Origin of the sequence: Paenibacillus marchantiae, from assembly GCF_028771845.1 — a bacterium.
Taxonomy (GTDB): domain Bacteria; phylum Bacillota; class Bacilli; order Paenibacillales; family Paenibacillaceae; genus Paenibacillus; species Paenibacillus marchantiae.
The window spans coordinates 5846988-5873721 of the sequence record NZ_CP118270.1 but is presented as its reverse complement, the minus strand read 5'-3'; the positions used below and the strand labels follow the sequence as shown (position 1 = coordinate 5873721).

Genomic DNA, 26734 nt, shown 5'->3' with positions numbered 1-26734 from the left:
GTATAAAGGAGGACCTTTTCAAATGTTTCCGAATTTGGCTTTGGCTTATCTATTTCTATACATCTGTACGGCGCTCGTCGCTGTGGGTGTAATCCTGCTGTTTGCCATGAAAATGTCCCACAACGGCAAACGGCGCAAGATTGAGTTTTATAAATTAAAGCAGCGTGACTACTTTACGTATCTGCAGACGGCGCTGACAGAGGACAGTCCCCTGAGATTGCCACCTGGGAAGTTGGCCCCGCTTGAGCGTCGGGTCATCCAGAGCAAACTTATTGAATGGATTGATCAGTTCAAGGGCGAGTATCGCAACAAATTGATTGTACTCTGCCGTGAAGCCGGATTTGTAGAGCATGATCTGAAGGAACTGAGTCGTATTCGTTACGGACGCCAGATTGATGCAGCGTATCGATTGGGCGGCATGCGTTGTCCAGAGGCCGTTCCAGGCTTGATGGAATTGCTTAAGGAAGAAAAACCTGGTCCGATGGCAATTATGATTGGTCGTTCGATCGCAAGATGTACCATCCGTCAGGGTGAACTGAAAGATATGCTCGCGTTGCTGTTAACCAAAGGAAAATCGATTCATCATCTGGCAGCAGATATTTTGCTCGAAACCAGTCTGGATACAAGCAGAATTCTGATTGAGTTGCTGGAAGATCGCAATCCTGACTTTGTCAAAGTGGGATTGGTTGCGATGTGGGGACAAGCTGTACCCGAAGTGATGCCTGCACTCGACAGACTTGTTGGCGCAGAACATCAGGATGTACGGGCAGAAGCGGTGAAGCTATATCTTAGCGCAAGTCCGGCACTTCAGGACGAGACCATTCTGAAGCTCATGCAGGATTCGGACCCGGAGGTGCGTGCCGAAGTGGTGCAGGCGCTCGGTTCGAAACATGCGGCAGGCAGCATTCCACTGCTGCGCAAAGCGCTGCGTGATGAAGATTGGGGAGTACGCTATAACAGTGCGGAGAGCCTTGGCAAGCTGGGTGAACCGGGATTTGAAGCCTTGTGTCAGGCGGCTGTGGAGGGCACAGGTGCTGAACGGGAAATTGCAATGCAGCAGATTGAGAGTACGATGCAGCACTCAGGAACAGACCACAAAGCCGTTGACCAGATGATTGCACATAACAAAAAAAGGCTGCTGTATGATCGGTACTTCGGTCCCGTACGTGGGAACCGGATAACAAGCAAGAAACGTACAGGTGTGGCTGCGGTAGGAGGGGATTACACTGCTTAGAGATCTACTATTAATCTACGGCATGGTTGCAATCTATTATGTCGTTGCCGTAAATACGCTTTACTTTTCCATTCTGGCCTTATCATTCCGTAACATTTGGACGATCTTCAGGCGATCGCATTATTCCAAATACAATACGTTGTCAGGCTCGGAGCTGGTACCATCGGTTTCCTTGCTGGTGCCCGCATATAACGAGGAACTGACGATTATTGAAAATGTGAACTGCCTGATGACGCTGAATTATCCAACGTATGAAGTCATCGTGGTGAATGATGGTTCAAGCGATACCACCCTGAAGGTGTTGCTGGAAGAATATCGTCTGAAGCCGGTACCCAACACGATGATTAGGGGCAAGATTTCCTGTCAGAAAATTCGCGGGATCTACCACAATCCGGAATTCCCCGACCTGTATGTCATTGACAAGGAAAACGGCGGGAAGGCCGATTCCCTCAATGCCGGAATCAACCTGTCTCATTATCCATTGATTTCTTCCATTGATGCTGACTCTTTACTGGAGAAGGATGCCCTGATTCGTATGGCTCGCATGTATATGGAGAATCCGGAAGAGACGGTGGCTATTGGCGGGGATGTACGGATAGCCAACGGCTGCAAAATCGAGAATGGGGCAGTGCAGGACGTTTCACTGCCTCGCAAGATTTGGCCGATGTTCCAGTCCATCGAGTATCTCAAAGCTTTTCTCGGCGGACGGATCGGTTGGAGTCATATGAATGGTCTGATCATCGTCTCGGGTGCCTTCGGCATGTTCCGCAAGGATGCGGTTATTGCGGTTGGGGGATACCGGGACGGTTATCCGGGTGAAGACATGAACATTATCATCAAACTTCACCGTTATATGTTGGAGAATAAATTGAAATACCGCGTAGCCTTCTGCCCTGAAGCCGTGTGCTGGACACAGGCGCCGGATTCCTACCGGATCTTGTCCAGTCAGCGCAAACGCTGGGGACGTGGAAATCTGAAGAACATGATCGAGAATCGCGGCATGTTGTTCAACCCGAAATATAAAGTCATGGGCATGCTGACCATGCCGTACAACATTCTTTTTGAAGCGCTGAATCCGTATTTCCGAATTACCGGACTTCTCGCTCTCACGGGATATGTACTGATGGATATGACCCAGTGGCCGATACTTGTGCTCTTTGGATCGCTCAACATTGTGAGTGGTTATCTGCTCAGTGTGGGAGCCCTTGTGCTTGAGGAAATTGCATTCAAGCGGTATAACAAGCTATCCGATCTGGTCAAAATGCTGTTCTACTCCGCTCTGAAATTCGTCGGCTATCATCAGCTCGGCGTGCTGTGGAGATTGCAGGGGCATATCCAGTTCATGCAAAACAACAACTCATGGGGTACCATGACACGCCAGAGCTGGTCCGAGGAAGAGAAGACAAGCGAGGCGGCTTAAGCACAGCGTAATCAAAGTAATACAGCAGAAACAATATAGATAACCGAGGGAGAAGGGTGGAAAAGAACATGCCAAATACGGCGACATTGCAGCGTGAGGCTGCCGTTAATGTGTACCGCAGTGTAGAACAGAGATTGAAAGAAACGGGTGCCGAAACATGCGGCTTAATGTTCATCCATTGTGCAGGGCAGTCTCAGCCGGAGCAGCAGGTCAGGACACATCTGGAGCAGACCAGTGAGTCTGCCTACCAGGTCTGGCAGGATGGAGCCACACAGGCACTTGCTGTCCTGCTGCCAGGGTTGACGCTGGATGAGGTTCATTATGAGGGGCTTCGCATCAAGCATGAATTGCAGGAGACGGTACCTGGTGCCGATCCGCAAATCACGCTGGCAAGTTTCCCGGCAGGTGAGCGTCCTTCAAAGGCAACCATTCAACATATGGCTGAGTCCGCCAAGCTGGTAGACCCGTCGGAGATTCATATCTACACGCTGGACAAGACGGTAGACGAGCCGGAACGAATTTTGATTGTGGATAACGATCCGACGGTACGCGAGTTTCTGCAATTGCGTCTGAAGATGCAGGGGTATGAAACCTATGAAGCGGTGGACGGACTGGCTGCACTGGAACTGATTGAGAAAATCACGCCTGATCTGGTGCTGACCGAATTGAACCTGTATGGCATTGATGGCCTGCCGTTCATTCAACATATCCAGAACCTGGATGTGGCTCAGCCGCCCAAAATCGTCGTATTAACGGAACAGCGTGTGGAACAAACGATCAGTCAATGCTTCCGCAGCGGAGTCGATGATTATATGACCAAACCGTTCTCACCTGTGGAGCTGGATGCCCGAATCAGGCGTTGCCTGCATTAAAAGCACCACAAGTAAAGCCAAGAGAAACAAATAGCCTTCATTAATTTTTATCAGACAAATAAGTACATCTACAGACAAACATCTATCAAATGGATTCGTCAATCAACCAAACAAATACACTGCCCGGAGGGAATATCATGGAGAATCAACAATTCCACACATTACTGAATGCGATCGAAAATAAAGAAGCGGTGCTCGGCGTGGTCGGGCTCGGTTACGTAGGATTACCACTTGCGGTGGAAATGGTCAATCAGGGTTTCACGGTAATCGGGATTGATCTGGATGCATCCAAAGTGGAGAGCATCTATCAGGGAGATTCCTATATTCACGATATTTCGTCCGAGGAATTGAAAAAAGTGATGCAAAGCGGCCGCTTCCAGCCTACAACGGATTACAGCATGCTGCGCGTGATCGATGCGTTGAGCATCTGCGTACCTACACCGCTCAGTGAAAATCAGGACCCGGATACGTCTTATATCGAGACGGTTGTGGATCAGATTAAACTGCATATGAAACCAGGCATGCTGATTACGCTGGAAAGCACGACTTATCCGGGTACTACCGAAGAACTGATCCAGGATGAGCTGGACAAAATCGGACATGAAGCAGGCAAAGACTACTTCCTGTGCTTCTCGCCTGAACGTGTGGACCCGTCCAACGGACGATTCACTACTTTTAATACACCGAAAGTAATCGGGGGCACAACTGAAGCTTGCCTCAAACTGGGAACAGCGTTGTATAGCAAATACGTTGAAACGGTTGTACCTGTATCTTCACCAAAAGTGGCTGAAATGTCCAAACTGTTGGAAAATACATTCCGCAGCGTAAACATTGCCTTTGTTAATGAAATGGCAATGATGTGTGACCGTATGGGCATCGATATCTGGGAAGTTATCGACGCAGCTGCGACGAAGCCGTTTGGATTCATGCCTTTCTATCCGGGCCCTGGCATCGGCGGTCACTGCATCCCGCTTGATCCGATGTACCTGTCCTGGAAGGCTAAAGGATTCCGTTTCTACAGCAAGTTCATTGAGCTGGCGCAATCCACCAATGACAATATGCCATATTATGTACTGAACAAAACATCAACCATTCTGAATGAGTACGCGAAATCGGTACGTAAATCCAACATTCTGTTGCTTGGTATGTCGTACAAACCGAATATTGCCGATTTGCGTGAATCTCCAGGACTGGAAATCTATGAACAGTTCAAGGAAGGTGGAGCCAATGTCAGCTATTATGATCCACATGCTGAATCGTTCCTGGACAAGCATGGCGAGACGGTATATAGCGAAGTGTTCAACTTGGAACAGTTCAAGAAGTACGACTGCATCGTGCTGATCACCAACCACAGCGATTTGCCTTACTTTGATATTGCCGAGATGGGCGTGCCGATTCTGGATACACGTAATGCGTTCAAAACGTATCCACATCCGCACATTTACAAGATTGGTCATTCGGTACAGCACCCTGTGCTTGAGCCAAGTGAAGCGTTGCTCGTCTGAATATAACGAACAAGTGGGGCAAACTGTCGGTGAAGGCAAAATGGGCCATCTTGGCCCTGCTGTTCTGCCTGCTTCTTCTGCCCTGGCTACTCAAATGGTTTTCACATGAGGAACACAAAGCGACCTGGCTGTGGGACGCTTCCATTATTGCAGAGCAGACGCCTGAAATTATCTCCTTCTCCAAGGCGCAGGGCGTGAATACCATTTTCCTGCAAATTCAGGATGAGGTACCCGATGCGACATACCGCAAATTCATCGCGGCTGCGAGGCAGGCTGAGATCGAAGTACATGCCCTTAACGGTCATGCAGACTGGGCCTATACGGAGAAGCGGGAAGAGGGACTTGCGTTTATTGAAAAAGTACGGGCATATAATGCAGCTTCGGCCAAAAATGAACGCTTTGAGGGAATTCAGCTGGATGTTGAGCCTTATCAGCTAAAACGCTGGGAGAACGAGCAGAATAGCGTTATTGCGGAGTGGAGCGACAACATGAAGGCCTGGACCAAAGCTGGTAATGATGCCGGACTCTACATGAGTGCCGCAATCCCTTTCTGGCTGGATGCTCGCGAGTCGGCAGAAGGCGGAGGTACATTCAGCCGCTGGGTGATTGATCACTTTGATGCGGTAGCCATCATGGCCTATCGGGATCGTGGTCAGCAGATGTATGATCTGTCCAAGGAAGAGCTGGATGAAGCGGATGAGCTTGGCAAGAAGGTATGGGTTGGAGCCGAACTGGCTGATACGCATGAGGGCGATCATCTAACCTTTTTCAGCAAATCTATCACCAATATGGATGAAGAAATGAAGAAAGTGTTTGATCTCGGCGCTTCTCATTCATCTTTTGCAGGTGTTGCGGTGCATCATTATGAAGCATGGTATGCAAAGGAAAACGGAATTCCGCTGGCTCGAAAGAGCGAGGAGAAGAAGTAGCGGGTGTATATAATAGGTATATGCAGTTTAAGAAAGAGCACTGTAATATGTAATGAGGAAAAGGCAAGTCTCCGATCAAGGAGGCTTGCCTTTTTTTGCTATTCGTTAGCATGCGGATGGCGACAAATCAGCTTTTATTGTTCTCGGCCGTTCGATATCGGTTGGGTGGCAGACCCACCTGCTTTTTGAACGCTTTGGAGAAAGAAAACAGATCAGGGTAACCCACCGAATGCGCTACTTCAGTTAACGTTAACGGGGTCTGAACAAGCAACCGTTTGGCCTGATTCATTTTGAGACGTTGAATATACTGGACAGGAGACAGGCCGTAGGCTTTACGGAATTGTTTGGCAAAATGGGTCCGATCCACGCCAGCGTGAGAAGATACACCTTCCACGGTAATGCCGCCGGCAAAGTGAATATCCATGTACTCCTTGCCCTTTTGCAGCCAGGGTGTGGCAGAGTCTGGTTGAAGCACTCGGGTAGCAGGGGATTTGGCAATCCGGTCAAACAATCCGAGAAAACGGGTAAGTCGTCCCAGGTCGCTTGCGCCTCCCTGAGGTTTGCGAACCTCTTCCATAAAAGCACGCATGCCACTTGCCGTCTCCGGCGTGAGTACGCCTGAACGATGCGGCGCGTCTGGAGTAAGCCCGATTCGTGCCAAAAGTTCAGCTGCATGTTTTCCATCAAAGGCAATGAAAATTTTGTGCAAAGATTCCTTTGGGTCGGACCAGTACTCATGGGTAACCTGTGGATACAGGCAGAATGCATCGCGGGCACGCAGGGAATAACGATGTCCGTTCTGTATGAAAGTTCCCTCGCCTTCCAGAACAAAAATTAAATAATGAAAAGGCGTCGTTCGAGGGCCGATATGATAGTTGCTCTTGGCTATATTACGACCGATTCGAATCGGCCATGCTCCACCGGCTTTCTCGAATTCAGACGGAGTAAAAAAAATAATATCCAAAAACTCGTGGTGGTCCTCCTTCATGCTCTCGATCATCAGGAACACCTCTTTAATATAAGTATAGTTTGTAATCTCTGAAAGTTTCTCTTATAACCTATTATACAGGTGGGTTTTGTAAATATTCAAGATCGAGAAGACCTATTCCTGTGAATTCACCACAAAATGACAAAATGAAATGGCCGCGAAATGACATTGCTCACAGACAAATCAATTGTTATGATGTCCATACCTATTAAACCAAGTTAATTAATCGGCATTTGGAAGTGTACGTACTTATAAATTGATTAGAAATTAGGCGCACTTTAAAAATAAGGTTTAACGAGTGCGAACGTAGTGGAGGGGACGAAATCGATTCTGGAAGAAACGCAGTGTTCGCCTTTATCTCCGGATTTTCCCCTTGGAAAAGTGAATCAAAAAAATCTGGAGATAACAGCGATCGAAAGAACGATTCGTACCCGGAACGGCCATGTTGCACAACACCGATCTTATTTTTAACATGAGACTTTATTTATTCATAGAAGGGATTGACTTGCGTGAGCGAACAGGAAGAGATGAAGTTTGGTTGGTTTTTGCCTACAGCAGGAGACGGAAAATATGTAGGAGTTGCCCCGGAGCGGGAACCGAGCCTGGATTATTTGGTTCAAGTAGCGCAGACAGCGGAGACGGCAGGTTTTGAATTTGTATTGATTCCGACAGGGGGAGCCTGTCTGGATGCGTGGGTTGTGGGTTCGGCTGTCATGAGTCACACGAAAACACTGCGTCCGCTTGTGGCCATTCGACCGGGTCTGGTCACCCCTGTATTGGCGGCGCGTATGGGAGCGGCACTGGATCAACTGTCTGGCGGTCGTGCCATGATCAATGTGGTGACAGGCAGTTCGGTTCGGGATTTGGAGGAACTGGGAGATCCACTGGCTCATGCCCATGATGAACGTTATGAACGGGCGAGCGAGTACATGGAAGTGATGAAGCGTTCATGGACACAATCGGCCGGGCTCAATCTGACCGAGTTTGCTGGAAGTGGTGCCATATCGAATCAGGAAGGATCCGAAGACAATTCGGAGTTTAACGGTAAGTATTATCATTTCAAAGGTCCGGTAGGCATGCCTGAAACGGTGCAAAATCCGTATCCGCCGTTCTACTTGGGTGGAAGTTCACCGATTGCAAAGCGGGTCGCTGTTGAACACGCAGATACATTCCTCATGTGGGGCGAGCCGCATGACTGGATTCAGGAGCAGATCGAAGAAATTGAAGTCATTCGCGAACAGATCAAAGAGGAAACCGGACAAGATCGTCAGCTCCGTTACGGTATGCGTGCACAGGTACTCATTCGGGATACGGAAGAAGAAGCATGGGCGGCGGCTTGGGAGACTATAAGCAAAGTCCCACCAGAGGCCATCGAAAAAGCCAAAGCAGCCTTCGCAGAGACGGATGCAACCAACCAACGCAGACAGAATGAGCTGCGGGAACTGTCCGAGAAGCAGCAGTTTGTCGTAGGTCCCAACCTGTGGACAGGTTTGTCAGTTGTACGTTCCGGCGGAGCAATCCTCATTGTGGGTACAGCAGAACAGGTCGCAGAACGATTGATGGAATATGGAGATCTGGGCGTGACAACATTTATATTATCCGGGTACCCACATTTGGAAGAAGCCGAAATTTTCGGCCGGACTGTGATGCCCATTATTCGTGAGAAGTGGAAAATAAGACAGAAGAAGCATTCAGTTACTACCAACTAAATAAGTGAAACCTTTTTTACACGGTAACGAAGAGGACAGAAAAAATCTGGAGAAGCGTAGCGTTCGCCTTTATCCCCGGATTTCCACCTTTAATTAAGTGATTTTAAAAAAATCTGGGGATAACAGCGATTGGAAGATGGTTCTGACCGCGTAGTGGTTCAGTGTAAAATCATTGTTTAACTTATATAACATCCTTCAGGAGGTCTTCTTTCATGAGAAAAAAACAAAAATATATCCTGCCCCTTGTCAGTATGCTGGTAATGTCCATCCTGCTGTCTGCCTGCGGCGGCGGGGATAACGCGGCATCAGGAGGGGGCGATTCCTCCGGTTCGGGCAAAGTAACAATCAGCTTCATGCACTGGCGTGGAGAGGATGTGGAAGCACTGAACAAGACGATTGATGCGTTTGAAAAGGAAAATCCAAACATCCATGTGGAAATGCAGACTCTTCCTTCAGACCAATATCAATCCACTGTACAATCCAAAATCAGTGACGGTTCAGTTGGGGATGTATTTGCTTCCTTCCCTGGTGCACAGTTCGAAGCCTTCACCAAAGCCGGATTGTTCACTGATCTGACTGGATCGTCGTTTCTGTCTGCATACAATCCTAAGCTAATTGAAGCAGGCCAGCACGATGGCAAGCAAAATGCAATTCCTTATCAACTCGTATATAACGATCCAATCTACAATGTGAAGTTGTTCGAAAAATATGGATTGACCCCGCCAACGGATTGGGAAGGCTTCCTGGCACTATGCCAGACGCTGAAAGACAACGGCATCATTCCGATTGCATTTGCTGGAGCGGATATTGGTCCAGGCCAATTCATGAATACGATGGTGATGAACAATGCACCGAGTGACGACATTTTTACCAAAGTGGAAGCCGGAGAGGCCAAACTGACGGATGAGTTTTGGGTGAAAACATTAACTCAAATCAAAGAACTGAACGACAAAGGATACTTCCAGCAGGACGCACTGGGAACGAAAGACCCGGCAGCGGGAGCACTCTTTATCCAGGAGAAAGCAGCCATGCTGGCAAGCGGATCTTATCAGCTGGCTCAGAACAAGCTTCAAAATCCGAATCTGGAGCAGAAGCTGCTTGCACCGATTACGGTGAGTGCCGATCAGGCGAAGTATGAAGGCGTTCATACCACGACATTTATGCTTGCGGTGAACAGTAAGTCCAAACACCCCGAAGAAGCGAAGAAGTTCATCGAATTCCTGAGCAATCCGGAAGTGGCTGGCGAATATGCGAACCAGACGGGACAGAATGTAACGGTGAATGATGTGAAGTACGATACACCTGAGCTCCAGGTTGCCGGAGATTGGGCGAGCAAAAAGACCGTGTTCCAGCCACGGTTCACTATCCTGAACGGAGATAATCAGAAAGCAGTAACCAACTCCATTCAGGCTGTACTGAGTGGCACTTCTCCTGAAGAAGCAGCGCAGCAAGCACAGGCGATCATTGATCAGCATATCGGGAAATAAACGATGAAGAACCGTATTCAGCTATCCCTGTTTTTGTTACCCGGGTTGCTGCTGTACGTTGCACTGTTCGTATTTCCTACATTGACGGGGCTGTTCTACTCCTTTACGGATTGGGACGGGGTATCCCCGTCGTATGCATTTGTAGGGCTGGATAATTACAAGGACAGTCTCAGCAGCATCGTATTTCGCAAAGCTTTTGGCAACAACGTCGAGTTCATGTTAACGGTTGTCATTGCGCAAACCTTTATTTCACTTGTTCTGGCGCTGCTTTTGGTACGTAACACAAAGACACGCATCGCGCTCCGGGCGCTCTATTTTCTGCCTGCGATTCTGTCCTCTGTATCGGTGGGTCTGATCTGGGCTTTTATGTACGATCCTTCGATCGGGTTGATTAACTATGGATTGAACGAGGCAGGTATGGGGAGCATTGCCCACAACTGGATTGGTGATCCGAAGATCGCAATCTACTCGATAGCCGCTGTACAAGTCTGGGCACATGCCGGGCAGATGATGATCGTGTTTATCGCAGGTCTGCAAGGCATTCCAGCGGAGCTGTACGAAGCAGCACGTATGGATGGCGGCAGCAAATGGCAGGTATTCCGTACCGTGACCTGGCCTTTGCTTGCACCTTCGGCAACGATTGTCGTGGCCTATACCACGATTCAATCCTTCAAGGCTTTTGATCTCATTTTCACGATGACAGACGGAGGCCCGAACTATGCTACTGAAATTTTGACAACTTATATCTATCACACCGCCTTTGGCAGCTACTCATTTGGCCTCGCTTCTGCGGGTTCGATGATCTTCCTGGTTCTGCTCGCTTTGCTGACGTTATTGCAGTTCAAGGCGCTGCGTGCCGACCGGGTAAGCTATTGATATTGTTGCTGGAGCATTTATCCTGCACAAGAGGCAGAAAGGAGTTCACATGTTTCTAAAGTGGTTCAACCGCCTGATTTTATTGGTGTACGCGCTGCTAATCATCGTGCCGTTGTACTTTGTATTTGTGTCATCGTTCAAAACGAGCAGCAACTTCTTCATCAGTCCATTTAGCTGGCCGGACCCGTTTACATGGGACAATCTCACTGGCATGTTCCCCAACCAGCCGATGTGGCAGTATTTCGGGAACAGTCTGGTCGTAACGCTGGGTACCGTTGCGATTGAGTTGTTGCTCAGCAGCATGATTGCTTATGCCATTGTTCGCTGGGGTGGCAGTGTGGGCAAAATTGTGTTTGCTTTGTTCGTTGCAGGTCTGATCGTTCCTTCCCAAGTGAGCATGCTGCCGATCTATTCCCTGACGCGTACGCTCGGATGGTCGGACAGTCTGACAGGACTAATTATAGTTTCAGCCGCGATGCTGATGCCGGTCTCCGTATTTATGCTGACGGGCTTCATGCGTATGCTGAATGCGGAAATACTGGAAGCGGGCAGTATGGATGGAGCAAGCGAGTGGAGGCTCTATACACGGATTGCCCTACCACTCGCCGCACCTTCTCTGGCAGCTACAGCCACGTTCCTGCTCGTTATGGTGTGGAATGATCTGCTCATTCCGATGCTGATGCTCAGCAGTAAGTCCAAGCTGACGTTACCACTCGCACTCATGCAGTTCCGCGGGGAATACGTGACCAACTATCCGATGATGCTCACCGGTGTACTGGTAACAGCCATTCCGATGATCGTGCTGTTCATTCTGCTCCAGCGTTATTTTGTAGCAGGTCTGACAGCGGGTTCACTCAAGGGGTAAGGTATAGGAAGAAGATCAACGGATATGCGTATTTTACATTGATTTCTGGATCATTCTGCATAATAATGGTTTAGTGTCAGAATGACTACATAGAGATCAAGGGAGCTATAAGACATGAGCAAACTGGAAGTATTGCGGAATCCCAAGCAGCGCAAGCTGCTGTTCAGTGCCGGCATGAGCTGGCTGTTTGATGCAATGGAAGTCGGCATGATTTCCTTCATCGTGGCTGCACTCGCCAAGGAATGGAGTCTCAGCCCTGGACAAGTCGGGGTGCTTACGAGTATCAACTCCATCGGTATGGCGCTCGGTGCATTGCTTGCGGGGGCACTTGCGGACCGTTTCGGCCGAAAGGCCATTTTGATGTGGACCCTACTGATCTTTACGATCGCGAGCGGTCTGTCAGCCTTGGCCACCGGATTCGCTGTATTGTGTGTACTGCGTCTGATTGCAGGTATCGGCCTCGGCGGAGAGCTGCCCGTGGCATCTACATTGGTATCGGAGTCGATGCCTACGGCAGAACGTGGACGTGCAGTTGTACTACTGGAGAGTTTCTGGGCAGGTGGCTGGATTGTATCGGCACTCATTGCCAACTTTGTTATCCCGGAATATGGCTGGAGAATTGCTTTTGCCATTGGTGCCGTTCCAGCGTTCTATGCGCTGTATCTGCGCCGTGCCATTCAGGACCCGCCTCGTTACAAGAACAATACCAAGATTAAGAAAATCACGTTCCGCGAAAAGGTAGCCACGGTTTGGTCGGCACCGCATCGCCGCACAACGTTGATGCTCTGGATCTTGTGGTTTACCGTCATTTTCTCTTATTATGGCATGTTCTTATGGTTGCCATCGGTTGTTATGGCAAAAGGCTTTACGTTGGTCAAAAGCTTCCAGTACGTGCTGATTATGACGATCGCACAGCTGCCAGGTTACTTCACGGCGGCGTACTTCATTGAGCGGTTTGGCCGCAAATTTGTACTTGTCGTTTATCTTACATTGACAGCAGTAAGTGCGATTGCTTTTGGACTGGCAACAACGGAAGCGACGATCCTGACCGCAGGTATCTGTCTTTCCTTCTTCAATCTGGGAGCTTGGGGCGGTCTGTACGCATACAGTCCGGAATTGTACCCCACTTCCGTTCGTTCAACAGGTGTGGGTCTTGCTACATCGGTAGGCCGGATTGGGGGCGTGCTTGCTCCATTGATGGTTGGTATGCTGGTTCAGCGTGAGGTCGCAATCAGCCTAATTTTCACGATTTTCTTCGTGACCATCCTCATTGGCGCTGCGGCTGTGCTGTTCCTGGGCCGGGAAACCAAGGGTCTGGAACTGGCCGAATAAATGTCAATAAATACAACGCAACTTTTGTGCGGGTCTGCCTGCCTACGACTATAACGGGGTGGATAAGCGGCAGAAGGTTGATACAAGAAGAGGCATGACTATGGCGTGACCATGGGCTCATGCCTCTTTTTGATGTGTTTGGAGTGGATTTTCGCCTGCGCCATCGGTCCGATAGACGTCACTTTTTCTATATCCTATAATGACACTCGGGATGTAGGGCCGTGAGGATTCAGGGGGAAGAAGTGGGATCTGGATTCAGAAAAGTGGAGGTTAATGGAATGATGAAGAACAAAATTGAAATGGATCAAACGTGTGAAATGATTGAAAAGAATATGATGAATGAGAAGAATAAAATGAATGAAAAGCATATGATGAGTGGACAGAATGGCGTGTGTGAAGTAGTACGTGTGACTGATAATGTCGGTATGAATGTAATGTACAGCTATAATGGCAACGATAAGATAAGTGAGATAAACGGGAGATATGATGTGATTGATCTTACTCCTGTTAAAGAGATGAAAGAAATGAAACAGATGAAGATGACGAGCTATATCTACAGCCTTGATGAAGAGTTTAGATTAGATAGCGGAGATGAGAGGCTTGATCTGCATGATTTGCACACAAGCACTGACCACATGGAACCTATTACCATCAGCCGGAAAATCACCCATCGCAGAGGGAGAAAGGCTGGCAAAAGAGCAGGACGAGTCAGTGTGCTTCTCGGTGCCTTCGCAATGGCTCTCGGTCTCACGATGGCAGCTCCGCCTGCCGGAGCACAGAAGCTGGAACAGGGCGTTCGCGGTGAACATGTGCTGCAATTGCAGGAGCAATTAAACGAACTGGGGTATTTTAAAGCTGGATTGACGGGGTATTATGGGTCTCTCACCAAAGGCGCTGTCCGTAAGTTCCAACAGGCTCAGGGGCTGAGTGCGGATGGGATTGCAGGCCCGGCAACACTGAACAGACTGAACAAGAAGGCTGCAGCCCAAGGTAACACGCTGCGCCAGCTCGCGAAGCTGATTCATGGGGAAGCACGCGGAGAGTCCTTTGAAGGACAGGTTGCTGTAGGCGCGGTCGTCTTGAACCGAGTCCATTCGAATGCATTCCCTTCATCAATTCCAAAAGTGATTTTCCAAAAAGGGCAGTTCACGGCCATAGACGATGGACAGTTTAATACAAAGCCAACCCAGACTTCCTATCAGGCAGCTCGTAAAGCTTTGAATGGCACTGATCCAACACACGGAGCGCTCTATTATTACAATCCGAAAATTGCGACTTCGTTGTGGAGTAAGAGCAGACCAACATTACTGACGATTGGGCAGCATGATTTTACAAGGTGAGTTTAAGTAGAGATAAATAATGTATTATTTGAAATGATAATGATGAACCTCGGCTGTACGCTGCTGAATGCAGACGTGCTACCGGGGTTTCTTTTATATTTTGATTGTGCAGGCGAGGGGATTGGGGAAATCTTCCACATTATTATGTCCCTCTTTTTCAATTGACAGCGGTCGAAGAATATTGGAATGGTGTCTGAATATCATTGAAACCGAATACGATTTTACAAAGTATATATAAAGGAGGATATAATTAGTTGCTATTTATAAATTTGTACTCGGTTACATCCATAGAGGGGAGGACGAATATGCCATTTATTGGGGGAATCATTTTAATCTTTATCCTAGCATTTATTCTATGGTCATTAATGTTCCCGCTATTCAATAAAATAGGTGGTAGACTGCTGAAGAAATACAATAAATTCAAACAAGAGGAGAATGGTGATGGAAAATTCAAAGACGTTTAAAGTAGGGGCTATTGCGGTTGCAGTAGTTATTATTGTGGGAGTGTTACTGGTGACCTTCTTTTTAACAAGAATTCCTAATGGATATGTTGGGGTCGTCTATTCACCAAATGGAGGCGTAAAAGATAGTACACTAAGTCAAGGGTGGAAACTCGTTGGAGCGTTTGATAAAGTGACGAAATATCCGATCCGAATTCAAACGGTTGAATACAGAGATATTCAGATTGCTACTTCTGACGGGAAAAACATCACAATTGATTTTGCATACAACTACCAAGTAGAACCAAGTAAAGTATCTTCTATATTCAATACATTTGGGCCAATTAGCATTCAAGAAATTGAGGATACATATCTCAAAACACGTTTCCGTGACGCAGCTCGTAAAGGTATTTCCAAGTTTACAGTCATTGATGTTTATGGTGAAAAGTCATCCGAAGCAGGAGTGGATGTCCAACAACGTTTTTCTGATGACGTTAAAGAGTTAGGCTTTATTGTATCAAACGTGACCGTAGGTGTTCCTCAACCTGACGCTAAGACTCAGGAAGCAATCGATAAGCGTGTGGAAGCTTCTCAAGAACTGGAACGTAAAACGACTGAACTTGAGATCGCCAAAAAAGAAGCAGATCGTAAGCGCGTGGAAGCACAAGGTAATGCAGACAAACTATTGATCGAAGCAGAAGGTCAAGCTAAAGCAAATAAAGAGCTTCAACAATCATTATCGAGTCAACTCGTTGAATATGAAACCATCAAGAAATGGGATGGAGCCCTTCCATATGTAAGTGGGTCAAATACGCCAATGATTCAATTGCCGACTACAAAAACAGAGCAAAATAGCAGCGCGGGGAGCGTATCTCCCTAATTAGCGGTTTGATATGCACCCCTTACTTTTTCAACAATTTAATGTGTTGAATTCTAATGAACAAGCCGGTCCAATCGTGGGCTGACTTGTTCATTTTTGAGTCATTTCAAAGGCACCATGAATGGATTTAGTTAAGCCTAGATATTGGATTCACCTAGCCAATCCTGTACAATGAATAACGACAAAAACAACGGTAGATTAAGGATGGATCAGCACGATGAGGATTATTATATCACCAGCTAAAAAGATGAAGATCGATACCGATCTTATGGCTATGACACAGATGCCGCATTTTATAAACGAATCAGAACAGCTACTCAGTTTGCTTCAAAAGTTAACCTATGATGAACTCAAAGCAATGTGGAAGTGTAACGATGCAATCGCCGAACAGAACGTGGAGCGGATCCGGAATATGAATATAAAAGCAAATCTTACCCCAGCCATCTATGCCTATGAGGGTATTCAGTATCAGTATATGTCGCCAGGTGTGTTGCAAAAGGAGGAACTGGCGTATCTGGAGCAGCATTTGCGCATATTATCCGGTTTTTATGGCATGTTACGGCCTTTGGATGGGGTCACCCCTTATCGGTTGGAGATGCAGGGCAAGTTGCAAGGTCCAGGTTTCAAGTCACTCTATCAATTCTGGGGGAGCAAATTGGCAGATCAGCTTCAATCGGAAAGCGACTGTATCCTGAATTTGGCTTCAAAAGAGTATAGCAAAAACATCACGCCTTTTCTGAGCGAGGAAACCCGATTTATCACTTGTGTATTTGGACAAATGGTCGACGGGAAGATTGTTGAAAAGGCAACCCGGGCCAAAATGGCCAGAGGCGAAATGGTACGTTATATGGCAGAGCGTAAAATTACAGATGTGAGGGATATTAAGGGATTTGATCGGTTAGGTTTTGTTTTCTCAGAAGATCAGTCGGATGAAGAGAATTATGTATTTATATATTCAGAGGAGAAATAGCCAGTTTTACAACGATGGATTTGATGTACATCTTGCAGTTGTCAGATGAGTAACTCTGTGTAGCGAAAAATCCGGATAAATTGTTAATTTCACCCCTATAGTCACTAAAATCGATTATAATTAAATTTATGTTCAAGTTGATTACCTATCCTAATTTAATAGGATAATCATATGCAAAAAGGCATTATGCTATAAGGGTTATAGACTTTTCTTTTCGAATACACACTTATGTATAAGAGGAGGCGAATGATATGACGATAATGCCTGTTATGGTAATGATCTTTGTATTTGTACCTACCATTCTACTCATGGTAAGCATGCCTTATTTAACAAGAGAGACGATTAGTTTTGGGGTCACCGTCAGCGCTGCACAATTCCACAGTGAGCCTCTGCGCCAGATGCGGAAATCATATGCTAGGATTAGTGCTACCTTACATACCATCCTATTCATTGTTTGCATCATCTGCCTAATATACGTTGAACATTCCAAGCAACAAAGTTGGATCATTGTCACTTATTCACTCGCCATGGTCGTAATCTCCCTAGTCATAAACATTAGCTATCATTTCAAAATGAAAAGTTTACTACCTATGCTGCCTATTGCTCCGGAACCGTCGATCATGGCAGTGGACACTGAATTTCGGGAAAGAAACATTGGCTTGTCTAGTAATTGGTTCCTCATTCATTTTTTAATTATTGGTGTTAGTATTCTAACTGTGCTACGCAACTACGATCTTATTCCTGATCAGATTCCGATCCATTTCAACAGCAGTTGGAACGTAGACCGCTATGCAGCTAAATCTTATAGTTCTGTGTTTATGCCTACGCTCATGCAAGTGTTCATAACACTTTTGTTCATATTTGAGAATTGGAGTATTCGCAGAGTGAAGCATCAAGTTCAACCCACTGATCCTAACCGTTCCATCAGACAAGACGTAACATTCCGCCGTACTTGGTCATATTTTATGATTACAGCAAGCTTCTTAATAGTTATCCTGTTTTCCGTCGTGCAACTAAACATGATATCTCTGCTTAACATCAATTTCGCTATCCCCATTATCCTAATTATAATAGCTTTTATCATCCTATACGCCTTCGCCTTATCGTTCTGGGCTGGTCAGGGCGGAAGCCGCTTGGAGCGATCTGACGATTCCTCCAATGTCAGACCTGTCCATGATGATGATAAATGGCTATTAGGTATGATTTATTTCAATCGCAAAGATCCAAACCTAATGGTCGAGAAAAGGTTCGGAGTTGGCTGGGGATTAAATTTCGGTCACCCAGTAAGCTGGCTGACTTGTCTCGGAATTATTGTACTGTTAGTTGTGGTGCGGTAACAAGGCTTGGAGGTTAATACTCAGCGGAGTATTCTAGCTTTCAACAAATAAATATTTTCGCTTCAAAATTAGACGCCATTCACATTAGACAAGAGCAGTTGAGAGGTGGGAAAACGAAAATCCACTTCCTTGATTAACAATTAAAAGGAGAATCGGCATTAGATAACATAATATTCGAGCAGCGGTTCTTAAGGAAAATGGTCTGCTGGATGGATTTCGAAGATGATATTTCGGCAGACACATCCGACTAGATAGAGGATGATCCACTTTATTAATATAGCGGTTGGGATGTCCCACTTGTCACGTTCGCAGTTATACTAGCGGAATTCCCGCTAAATTATCATCTCACCTCATCCCCTGAGTTACAATATCCCTGAGGTGACCGTACCATGAAGGATAACATGTCAAACCTGATCGAGGATTTGTTTCACGGAAACCTGCGGTTGGACGAGTTGATTCATCCTGAGCATGCCAAGTATCAGGAGATCAATCGCCGCATATCGGACCTGATGCAGAACTATAAGACACAGCATACGGAGAACGAATATGATGCATTGGAAGAATTGGTAGACTTAATCGGGCAATCGACGTCCATGTACGTGGAAGCAGCGTTTGAGCAAGGTTCCGCACAGGCGGTAGGCTGATGATCGAGGTTTTGTGCAGAGCATGAGCGCAAACGATTAACCCAACCTATACGCGAGCAGGGCAGATGTAACCTTTCAAAACCAGCCCAAAATATTCGAAAACATAAGTAACTAGCATTAACTGTTGGTTGCCCGATCATTCAAACCCAAAAATCCCCTTCTCCATTACCACCGATCAGGCTGGCATGGAAAGGGGCTTTTGTGTTTAATCCCGCACTTATTACCTACACCTGTCTAACTACAACCTACCGCGCACCAATATTCGTACCCGATGGCGTACCCGATCCAATCAGATCACTGCCAGTGGCAAGCTTCAGGAAGTCGCCCAGGACAGGCGTTCCATCCGCGCTGCGTGTCACCGAAGGTACGAGGGAGACAAAGTCGGCTGCGCTGGCGAGCAGGCCTTTGTCGTTCACGCTCTTCTTGTTTTTCCACCAGACGTTGGTGCTGCTGACGTCGGTTCCGCTGGTTTTGTCGCTGGCGCCGCCTTCGAAGGACAGGTTGTTGGTGAAGATATGTGTGCCTACATCAAAGGCAAAGTTGCTTTGGCCATTTTGCCAGGACGTATTGTTTTTCATCTGGATTGAACCGGGATTGCTGTTATAGGTGAAGCCGTGCTTTTTATTTTGAAAAGCAATGCTGTTCTCCACGATGTGATTCACCGCGATTTTCTCGCCGCCCAGCTTGAAGCCGTTACCGTCACTATTGGAGGTGGATGTACCATCCGAAGTCTGCCCATTGTGATGGGAGATGCTGTTGCGGATCGTTACGACGCCAATGGCGCCCGTATCTGTTTTGCTGTACAGATCCCAGCCATCGTCCACATTATAGGCAGCGATACAACCGTCGAACAGGTTGCCCGGGCCAACCGTCAATTTGGCGGCAAAGCCGTCCGCATCTTCTCCGTCATCCGGATCATAGTTATCATGGGAATAGGAGCGAATAATTTCATTATAGGCAGGCCATTCGCTGTTTGCCGCAGTCGAAGCATAACGTCCGAGTTGGATGCCAGTATCCCGGTTATGATGAGCTTCGATCTGTTCCAGACGGTTGTAACTGCCCCCGATAAAGATACCGTTGTCGCCCGCGCCCTTCACTTCAAGTCCTTTGACGAGCCAGTAGTCTCCGAACATTTGCAGCCCGCGATTGGTGGAGGCGAAGGTTTGGGCCGAGAAATCAAAGATAGGCTTTTCCGATCCGTACGCCACCAGATTTTTGCGCTGTCCTGATGAACCACTGTTGCCTCGCTCAATCGTAACCGTTTCCGAGAAGCTGTAGGTACCGCCGCGCAGATATATCGTTTTGCCCGGTGTGATCTGGGTCAACGCGTTAGCCAGTGACGTAGGACTCGCGAGGGTTCCGGGATTGCTAGCCGAGCCGCCAGGAGCGACATATAGATCACCTGCAGCGAGTGCGATACTGGAGGTAGCCACAGAATCAGAAGAATTTTGCAGTCCGCTATCGATCAGTTCCGCCGCACCAGCCGATCCACCGCCGAGCAATAATAGAGGGAACGTGGCACTTAGGCAGATGTGAGTCATTTTCGATTTCAGCGAACGTTGAGATGATGCATGAGCAGAAGTAATAGGGAATAATTTCATTAAGCAAACCTCCTTAGTAATTGGGAAATGAAGTCCTAGAGGACACAGATTCATGGTAAATGTTGTAAACGTTATCATCAATAATCATTTGATCAGATGGACACAACCTACTGATAAGCCTCGTATAACTGGTCGGAAATGGAAATTCATATGAGTAGCGTATAATCCTGCGCTCAGTTCATGTCCCTCATTTAACAGGGGATCATCTGAAATTAACGTAGAAAGAGCCCCTTTTCGCAGCAAACGGCATGATCCATACCTCCAATCAACCGAAATCAACCTTATAAATATTTAAAATAGAAGGGCCCCACATGATCAGCTCACAGGCTGCTCAGGTTGAAACGCCAAATACCCCCGATAGCAGCTGCTTAAGCAGTCTTTGCTACCGAGGGTTAATTAACGAACCTATACGTTTCTATATAACATGTCCTTTACCTTAAAATACGCCTTAACTAAACCAGCCAGTGCTTAATATGGATCTGCTTCATGGCTGCGCTTGGCGGCCTGTTCCACTGTGGGCTCATGCTTGGGCTGGACCGTGGCACTGTCATCCGTTGAGACGGCGGATAATCCTTCCGCTACCCGGCGTCCATAATCGGCATCCGCTTGTGTGAAATGGGAGATCATGCGCTCGCGGATATCCGGTTTGCATGTGGCTAAAGCATCTACCAGATTGCTGATCAGCTCGTCTCGCTCCCAATCTTCAAACGAACGGTAGGTATCCCCGGCTTGTCCGAAGTCATTGGTACGCTCAATTTTCTCGCGAACAAGATGACCCTCAATAAGAGGTTCATGCTCCTTGCCACGTGGGGTTGCTTCTTTTAAGCCGCCCAACGAGGAAGGTTCATAGTTGACGTGTGGATTCTGACCTGGTGCACGGTCGACCTGATATTGCATCTGCCCGCCGCTCTGATTGGTGGCAACCCGATTTTTGGGTGCATTAACTGGCAGTTGCAGATAGTTGGCACCGACCCGGTGACGCTGGGTATCCGAGTAGGAGAAGGTGCGGCCTTGCAGCAGTTTATCATCCGAGAAATCCAGTCCATCCACCAGTACACCTGTGCCAAACGCTGCTTGTTCCACTTCATTAAAGTAGTCTTCGGGATTGCGGTGTAGCGTCATTTTCCCAACCGGCAAAAACGGAAACTGCTCTGGCGGCCACAGTTTGGTCGGGTCCAGCGGATCAAAATCCAGTTCTGGATGCTCGCCGTCCTCCATAACCTGAACGCACAATTCCCATTCCGGGTAATCTCCTTGTTCAATGGCGTGATACAGGTCGAGTGTAGCGTGGTTAAAGTTCTGCCCCTGAATATCGCTAGCGTCTTTTTGGAGCAGGTTGCGTATGCCTTGATTGAGCGGTTCCCAGTGATATTTAATGAGCACGCCTGTGCCTTCCTGGTTCACCCATTTGTATGTATTGACGCCCGACCCCTGCATTTGTCGATAGTTGGCCGGAATTCCCCAAGGGGAGAAGAGAAACGTAATCATATGGGTGGCTTCAGGACTGAGCGAGACAAAATCGAAAAACCGTTCCATATCTTGTGCATTGGTCAACGGGTCTGGCTTGAAGGCATGCACCATATCCGGGAACTTGAGCGGGTCACGAATGAAAAAGATTTTCAGATTGTTGCCCACCAGATCCCAGTTGCCATCTTCCGTATAGAATTTTACAGCAAATCCGCGCGGGTCCCGCAGCGTCTCCGGTGAATGTCCACCGTGAATAACCGTAGAGAAGCGAACGAATACGGGCGTTTCTTTGCCTTTTTCCTGAAACAGACGTGCGCGTGTATACTTCGATACGGGTTCATCCCCGGCCGTTCCATACGCCTGAAATACACCATGAGCGCCAGCGCCGCGGGCATGGACAACCCTTTCCGGAATACGTTCACGGTCAAAATGAGTGATCTTTTCGAGAAAGTGATAGTTCTCCAGCGTAGTCGGTCCCCGACTGCCGACGGTTCGAACATTCTGATTGTCCGTGATGGGATGGCCTTGCCGATCCGTTAATGTCTCGGGTGCCTTGTCTGAGGAATGCTCAGGTTGTGAAGACTGATGATTCATGGAGCACCGCCTTTCCTTATGATGGATTCAAATATATATTTTCCCTGCAAAGCGGTTCTATACATCGTTTCCATTAAAAAAAGCTTGTCACCCACCTCATGGCGTGGGATAATTAACTTTTGCCCTATGGACGGTTTTTAGATAAAAATGCACCACTTATAGAAGAATGGAGGCTGACTTAGGATTGTCTACACAACGTTATCCTTTTGCATATGATCCGGCTGAACCTTTTGTATCCCGTCTCGGGGAATGGGTTGCCGATGTTTTTTACGATATTTTGCCTGAGTCTGGCTTCGAGGTACGGGATGAACAGATTTTTATGGCGTACCAGCTCGAACGGGCCTATGGAGATAAAAAGACCATTATGGCTGAGGCTGGTGTGGGGACAGGCAAGACACTAGTCTATCTGCTCTACGCGGTCTGTTATGCACGTTATACGGGTAAACCGGCGGTGATTGCCTGTGCTGATGAGTCCTTGATTGAACAGCTTGTGAAGCCCGGCGGAGATATTGCGAAGCTGGCTGCACATCTGGACTTGGAAGTGGATGCACGTCTGGGAAAATCACCTGACCAATACGTCTGTCTGAATAAATTAAGTGCGATGAGATTTGCGGACGAGGATGCGCAGGTGATCGAAGAGGTGCATGAGAGCCTTCCGGATTTTGTGAATACGCCGGGTACGCTTCAGGCCTTCCATCCGTATGGTGACCGTAAACAGTATCCACATCTGAATGATCGCCAGTGGAATAAAATTAACTGGGACCCGTTCCAGGATTGCTTCGTTTGTCCCAAACGTCAACGCTGTGGTCTGACGTTATCACGTGACCACTACCGCCGTTCCAAGGACATCATCATCTGTTCCCATGATTACTATATGGAGCATGTGTGGACCTATGAAGCGCGCAAACGCGAGGGACAATTGCCATTGCTGCCTGATCACAGCTCGGTTGTATTTGATGAAGGACATTTGCTGGAAGAAGCGGCCCTGAACGCACTGAGCTACAAATTGAAACACCGCATCTTCGAGGAACTCGTCACTCGCCTGCTTGAAGGTGAGATTCGTGAATCCCTCGCCGAGCGTGTGGATGAAGCGATAGAGAGCAGTGAGCGACTGTTCGCGTTGCTGGATACGTATACGGTAGCCATTCCCGGATCGGAACGGAAAGAAGTGCGGGTAGAACCGCCGTTGCTGCGGGAGATTGAACGACTGACCAGCGTATTGGATGCGATCGGCGAAGAATTGGTATTTGAGAGCGGATTGTTCTCGCTGGACGGCTATCAGATGCGTGTAGTGGAAGAACATCTGGACATGATTCAGTCTGCCCTTGCGTTGTTCCGTAAGGAAGATGGGTACATCTGCTGGGCTGAACAGAGCGATGACGAGACAACCTTATCGATCATGCCGCGTACCGTGAAGGAAATTCTGAACGAGCGTGTGTTCAACACAGGCATTCCGATTGTCTTCTCATCCGCAACGTTATCTGTGGATAATTCATTCCGTTATGTGGCAGACAGTCTGGGGATTGATGATTTTGTATCGTTCTCCGTGGCTTCTCCATATGACTATGCGGACAAAATGCAGATGAAGATTACAGATGAAACCGTACCTGGTCACCCGGAAAATGAAAATCGGTTGCGTGACGCCGTAACGTTGCTTCAGGAGAGTGGGGGTCGTGCCCTGATTCTGTTCCGTACGATGGAAGAGCTGCGTGCATTCAAGCAGGACATTGTTCATGTCCCTGAGGCTCAAGGGTTACGCTTTATGTATGAGGGAGATCGGGAGATTAGTGACCTGATTGCCGCTTTCCAGGAGGATGAGGAGAGTGTACTGTGCTCCGTCAATCTGTGGGAAGGTCTGGACGTTCCAGGACCGTCATTATCCAATGTCATGATCTGGTCGCTCCCGTATCCACCACAGGACCCTGTATTCAATGCAAAACGCACAGCGTCAGCGGCACCTTATGAAGAGATCGATCTTCCATACATGCTGCTGCGTGTAAAGCAAGGTCTTGGACGTCTGATTCGGACGAGCACGGATTCCGGTTCTGCGGTCATTCTCGATGAATCGCTGTATACCAAAAAGGAAGCAAAAGACCGCATTGCGGCTCTGCTTCCCGAAGGTGTAGAATGGACAACCCTGACACACTAGTTCTATATTTAGAATATTTAACTTAACTGGCTCCTTTCCAGAATAAGTACTTGTACGCTACGGATTCAACGTCCAGCTGTGATCAAGCGCTCATTTTGGAGGGGAGTCTTTAACTTGTGTAAGAGTTTTTCTTTGTTAAAAAATACCCATGCTCAAATACCGTTCCCCGGTATCGGGCGCAATGCAGAGCACTCGGTGACCCGGCCCCAGTTCCCGCGCGATGCGCAGGGAGGCCCACACCGAAGCGCCAGAGGAAGGGCCGAGTAGCAGCCCTTCCCGGGCAGCAAGCTGCCGCATCGTATCCAGTGCATCCTCATCGGACACCTGGATAATGGCATCCCACACGTCGGTATTCAGAATGTCCGGAATGAACCCCGGACTTGTACCGACGAGCTTGTGGGGTCCGGGCTCGCCGCCGGACAGCACAGGAGAACCTTTCGGCTCTACCGCATAGATACGAATGTCCGGCAGCTGCTTACGCAGTTCTTCTCCCGTTCCGGTGATCGTACCGCCTGTTCCCGCCGTGGCGATAAAGGCGTCCAGCTTGCCTTCCATCTGCTGCATAATTTCGGGAGCCGTGGTGATCCGGTGGATGTCCGGGTTCGCTTGATTCTCGAATTGCTGGGGAATGAAACTTCCCGGAATGTCGGCCTGAAGTTCTTTGGCCTTGCGAATCGCGCCAGGCATCCGTTCTGCGGCAGGGGTGAGCACGACATCTGCGCCATAGGCTTTCAGAATGTTGATGCGTTCCTTGGACATGTTGTCCGGCATGATCAGAATGGCCTTATATCCCTTGGCAGCAGCATTCATTGCAAGACCGATGCCGGTATTGCCGCTGGTTGGTTCGATAATGGTTGCGCCGGGAAGCAGTAGTTCTGCCCGTTCAGCCTGAACGATCAGGTTATAGGCGGCACGGTCTTTGACGCTGCCGCTCGGATTGAAGTATTCCAGCTTGACGTATACGTCAGCGGAATCGCTACCTGTAAGTCTGTTCAGTCTGACGGCAGGTGTCTGGCCTATCAGCTCAGTAACATTTGCGGCAATGCCTGTATGTGCGGATGTTTGATTATTAATTAAATGCGAATTCAAGTCCATGAAGTACAACTCCTTGATTGATAAGACGTTGAAAGCAACTCCTAATGAACAAGTCTGTCCGCCGTTAATGGCAGGCAGGCTTGTTTGCTTATAGGAATCCATTTTCATTACAAGTCTGAACGGAATGCACAGACATGTCTATTCCATCTTAATGAACGCAGCCTCCCGGGGTCAACCTGTTTCGATTAGGCAGAAGGGTGAGGAGTTTAAGGAGTAATTGAACTAAGTGGACTAAGAAATGTGAATTCAAACGATGATGGATACATCAAGCAGATGAATTAGCTATAACGGCTGGGTCAAGTCCATATCCAGATGCCGACTAAGCTCTTTTTTGACTTCATTCCGCGCGAACGTCCACAGCATATAGAACCGCTGCAAATATCCTCTGCACAGGTACTGGGTTTCGATTCCATCAACTTGCCGTTTCTCCTCCAGAACCTTGACGCCACGAGTTCTCATCTGTTTGCGAAGCGTAAGCATTTCCTTAAGTACATCATTCTGAATGCGGGTTAGAGACAGAATGTAGACCTCTGGCATTTTGAGCTGCAACGTATCCAGTGTGCGAATATCCCGTTCAAGCACATCCAGCAGAAGAGTGCGTACAACCATGCTTTTAATCAATCGGTGGTCTTCATCCGCAGGGGATGGGGCGGAAGGGGATGATGACATACTTTCACTTCCTTAACCTTGAATTCGGACATGTTCTTATTTACAGAACGTATGTTCTTATATTATAATCAATATATGCAATGATGATACACAATACAACCGAGAAATATTGGAAGTAGCCCATATGCGATTTATGCTGAGATTTAAGGTGTTGAAATAGGGACAAGCCTTCTCCAAAATAAGGTATAATTTTTGGGTTTTGCAGGAAACCTAAGGGCATAAAGAAAACGACTTAATGCATCAGAGTAAGAGATGAAGAGCTTTTGGTTCGTTGATCGGCGAAGGTTATGAAGAATTGCGAAAGTGATTGCAACAAAAAAGCCCCTGCCTT

General features: G+C 47.8%; 20 protein-coding genes and 1 pseudogene. 16 read left to right on the top strand and 5 right to left on the bottom strand.

Annotation, left to right across the window (positions count from 1 at the left end; translation table 11 throughout):
* Positions 1-22: 22 nt before the first annotated feature.
* From PTQ21_RS26450 to PTQ21_RS26430, 5 genes are all read left to right on the top strand, one after another.
* On the top strand, positions 23-1234 hold the full coding sequence (locus tag PTQ21_RS26450; protein WP_063565620.1) for a HEAT repeat domain-containing protein: 1212 nt from the start codon (positions 23-25) through the stop codon (positions 1232-1234).
* A gap of 22 nt (positions 1235-1256) precedes the next feature.
* Positions 1257-2654, top strand: coding sequence for a glycosyltransferase family 2 protein (locus PTQ21_RS26445; RefSeq protein WP_170867934.1), 1398 nt, complete (start codon positions 1257-1259; stop codon positions 2652-2654).
* Between the two features lie 68 nt (positions 2655-2722).
* A complete protein-coding gene (locus PTQ21_RS26440) occupies positions 2723-3526 on the top strand; it encodes a response regulator (protein WP_274567707.1) in 804 nt (267 codons plus the stop codon).
* A 137-nt stretch (positions 3527-3663) separates the two neighbouring features.
* On the top strand, positions 3664-5031 hold the full coding sequence (locus PTQ21_RS26435) for a nucleotide sugar dehydrogenase (RefSeq protein ID WP_063565622.1): 1368 nt from the start codon (positions 3664-3666) through the stop codon (positions 5029-5031).
* A 29-nt stretch (positions 5032-5060) separates the two neighbouring features.
* Positions 5061-5960, top strand: a complete 900-nt coding sequence (locus PTQ21_RS26430) for a hypothetical protein (protein WP_240321456.1) — start codon at positions 5061-5063, stop codon at positions 5958-5960.
* A 127-nt stretch (positions 5961-6087) separates the two neighbouring features.
* Here the strand turns inward: PTQ21_RS26430 and PTQ21_RS26425 are convergent, their stop codons facing one another.
* Positions 6088-6960, bottom strand: coding sequence for a helix-turn-helix transcriptional regulator (locus PTQ21_RS26425; RefSeq protein WP_063565624.1), 873 nt, complete (start codon positions 6958-6960; stop codon positions 6088-6090).
* Between the two features lie 515 nt (positions 6961-7475).
* On the opposite strand from PTQ21_RS26425, the gene PTQ21_RS26420 reads away from it, so the two are divergent.
* The 10 genes from PTQ21_RS26420 (at position 7476) to PTQ21_RS26375 (ending at position 18828) form a co-directional block, all read left to right on the top strand.
* A complete protein-coding gene (locus tag PTQ21_RS26420; RefSeq protein ID WP_274570573.1) occupies positions 7476-8657 on the top strand; it encodes an LLM class flavin-dependent oxidoreductase in 1182 nt (393 codons plus the stop codon).
* Positions 8658-8869: 212 nt separating this feature from the next.
* The gene (locus PTQ21_RS26415; protein WP_090951579.1) at positions 8870-10144 is read left to right on the top strand and encodes an ABC transporter substrate-binding protein; all 1275 of its coding nucleotides are present in this window, start codon (positions 8870-8872) and stop codon (positions 10142-10144) included.
* Positions 10145-10147: 3 nt separating this feature from the next.
* Complete coding sequence (locus tag PTQ21_RS26410; protein WP_175480658.1) at positions 10148-11020, top strand: carbohydrate ABC transporter permease; 873 nt, start codon at positions 10148-10150, stop codon at positions 11018-11020.
* A 49-nt stretch (positions 11021-11069) separates the two neighbouring features.
* Positions 11070-11885 (top strand): carbohydrate ABC transporter permease, encoded by an 816-nt coding sequence (locus PTQ21_RS26405; RefSeq protein ID WP_274567704.1) that lies wholly within the window; start codon positions 11070-11072, stop codon positions 11883-11885.
* 114 nt (positions 11886-11999) lie between these two features.
* Positions 12000-13217, top strand: a complete 1218-nt coding sequence (locus tag PTQ21_RS26400; RefSeq protein WP_063565627.1) for an MFS transporter — start codon at positions 12000-12002, stop codon at positions 13215-13217.
* A 278-nt stretch (positions 13218-13495) separates the two neighbouring features.
* Positions 13496-14557 (top strand): cell wall hydrolase, encoded by a 1062-nt coding sequence (locus tag PTQ21_RS26395; RefSeq protein WP_256338052.1) that lies wholly within the window; start codon positions 13496-13498, stop codon positions 14555-14557.
* A 441-nt stretch (positions 14558-14998) separates the two neighbouring features.
* Complete coding sequence (locus tag PTQ21_RS26390; RefSeq protein ID WP_083584859.1) at positions 14999-15877, top strand: prohibitin family protein; 879 nt, start codon at positions 14999-15001, stop codon at positions 15875-15877.
* A 217-nt stretch (positions 15878-16094) separates the two neighbouring features.
* The gene (gene yaaA / locus PTQ21_RS26385; RefSeq protein WP_274567703.1) at positions 16095-16847 is read left to right on the top strand and encodes a peroxide stress protein YaaA; all 753 of its coding nucleotides are present in this window, start codon (positions 16095-16097) and stop codon (positions 16845-16847) included.
* Positions 16848-17098: 251 nt separating this feature from the next.
* A complete protein-coding gene (locus tag PTQ21_RS26380) occupies positions 17099-18184 on the top strand; it encodes a DUF1648 domain-containing protein (RefSeq protein ID WP_274567702.1) in 1086 nt (361 codons plus the stop codon).
* A gap of 389 nt (positions 18185-18573) precedes the next feature.
* A complete protein-coding gene (locus PTQ21_RS26375) occupies positions 18574-18828 on the top strand; it encodes a DUF6809 family protein (protein ID WP_274567701.1) in 255 nt (84 codons plus the stop codon).
* A gap of 245 nt (positions 18829-19073) precedes the next feature.
* On the opposite strand, the gene PTQ21_RS26370 is transcribed toward PTQ21_RS26375, so the two are convergent.
* Positions 19074-20429, bottom strand: coding sequence for a right-handed parallel beta-helix repeat-containing protein (locus PTQ21_RS26370; protein WP_274567700.1), 1356 nt, complete (start codon positions 20427-20429; stop codon positions 19074-19076).
* A 561-nt stretch (positions 20430-20990) separates the two neighbouring features.
* Positions 20991-22490, bottom strand: a pseudogene (locus PTQ21_RS26365) (catalase); the annotation flags it as partial.
* A gap of 166 nt (positions 22491-22656) precedes the next feature.
* On the opposite strand from PTQ21_RS26365, the gene PTQ21_RS26360 reads away from it, so the two are divergent.
* Entirely contained in the window at positions 22657-24639 is a 1983-nt protein-coding gene (locus PTQ21_RS26360) for an ATP-dependent DNA helicase (protein ID WP_063565647.1), read from the top strand.
* A gap of 135 nt (positions 24640-24774) precedes the next feature.
* Here PTQ21_RS26360 and cysK read toward each other — a convergent pair whose 3' ends face one another.
* Together cysK and PTQ21_RS26350 are read right to left on the bottom strand one after the other, a co-directional pair.
* Complete coding sequence (gene cysK, locus PTQ21_RS26355; RefSeq protein WP_274567697.1) at positions 24775-25734, bottom strand: cysteine synthase A; 960 nt, start codon at positions 25732-25734, stop codon at positions 24775-24777.
* A gap of 282 nt (positions 25735-26016) precedes the next feature.
* A complete protein-coding gene (locus PTQ21_RS26350; RefSeq protein ID WP_064636668.1) occupies positions 26017-26403 on the bottom strand; it encodes a YhjD family protein in 387 nt (128 codons plus the stop codon).
* Positions 26404-26734 lie beyond the last annotated feature (331 nt).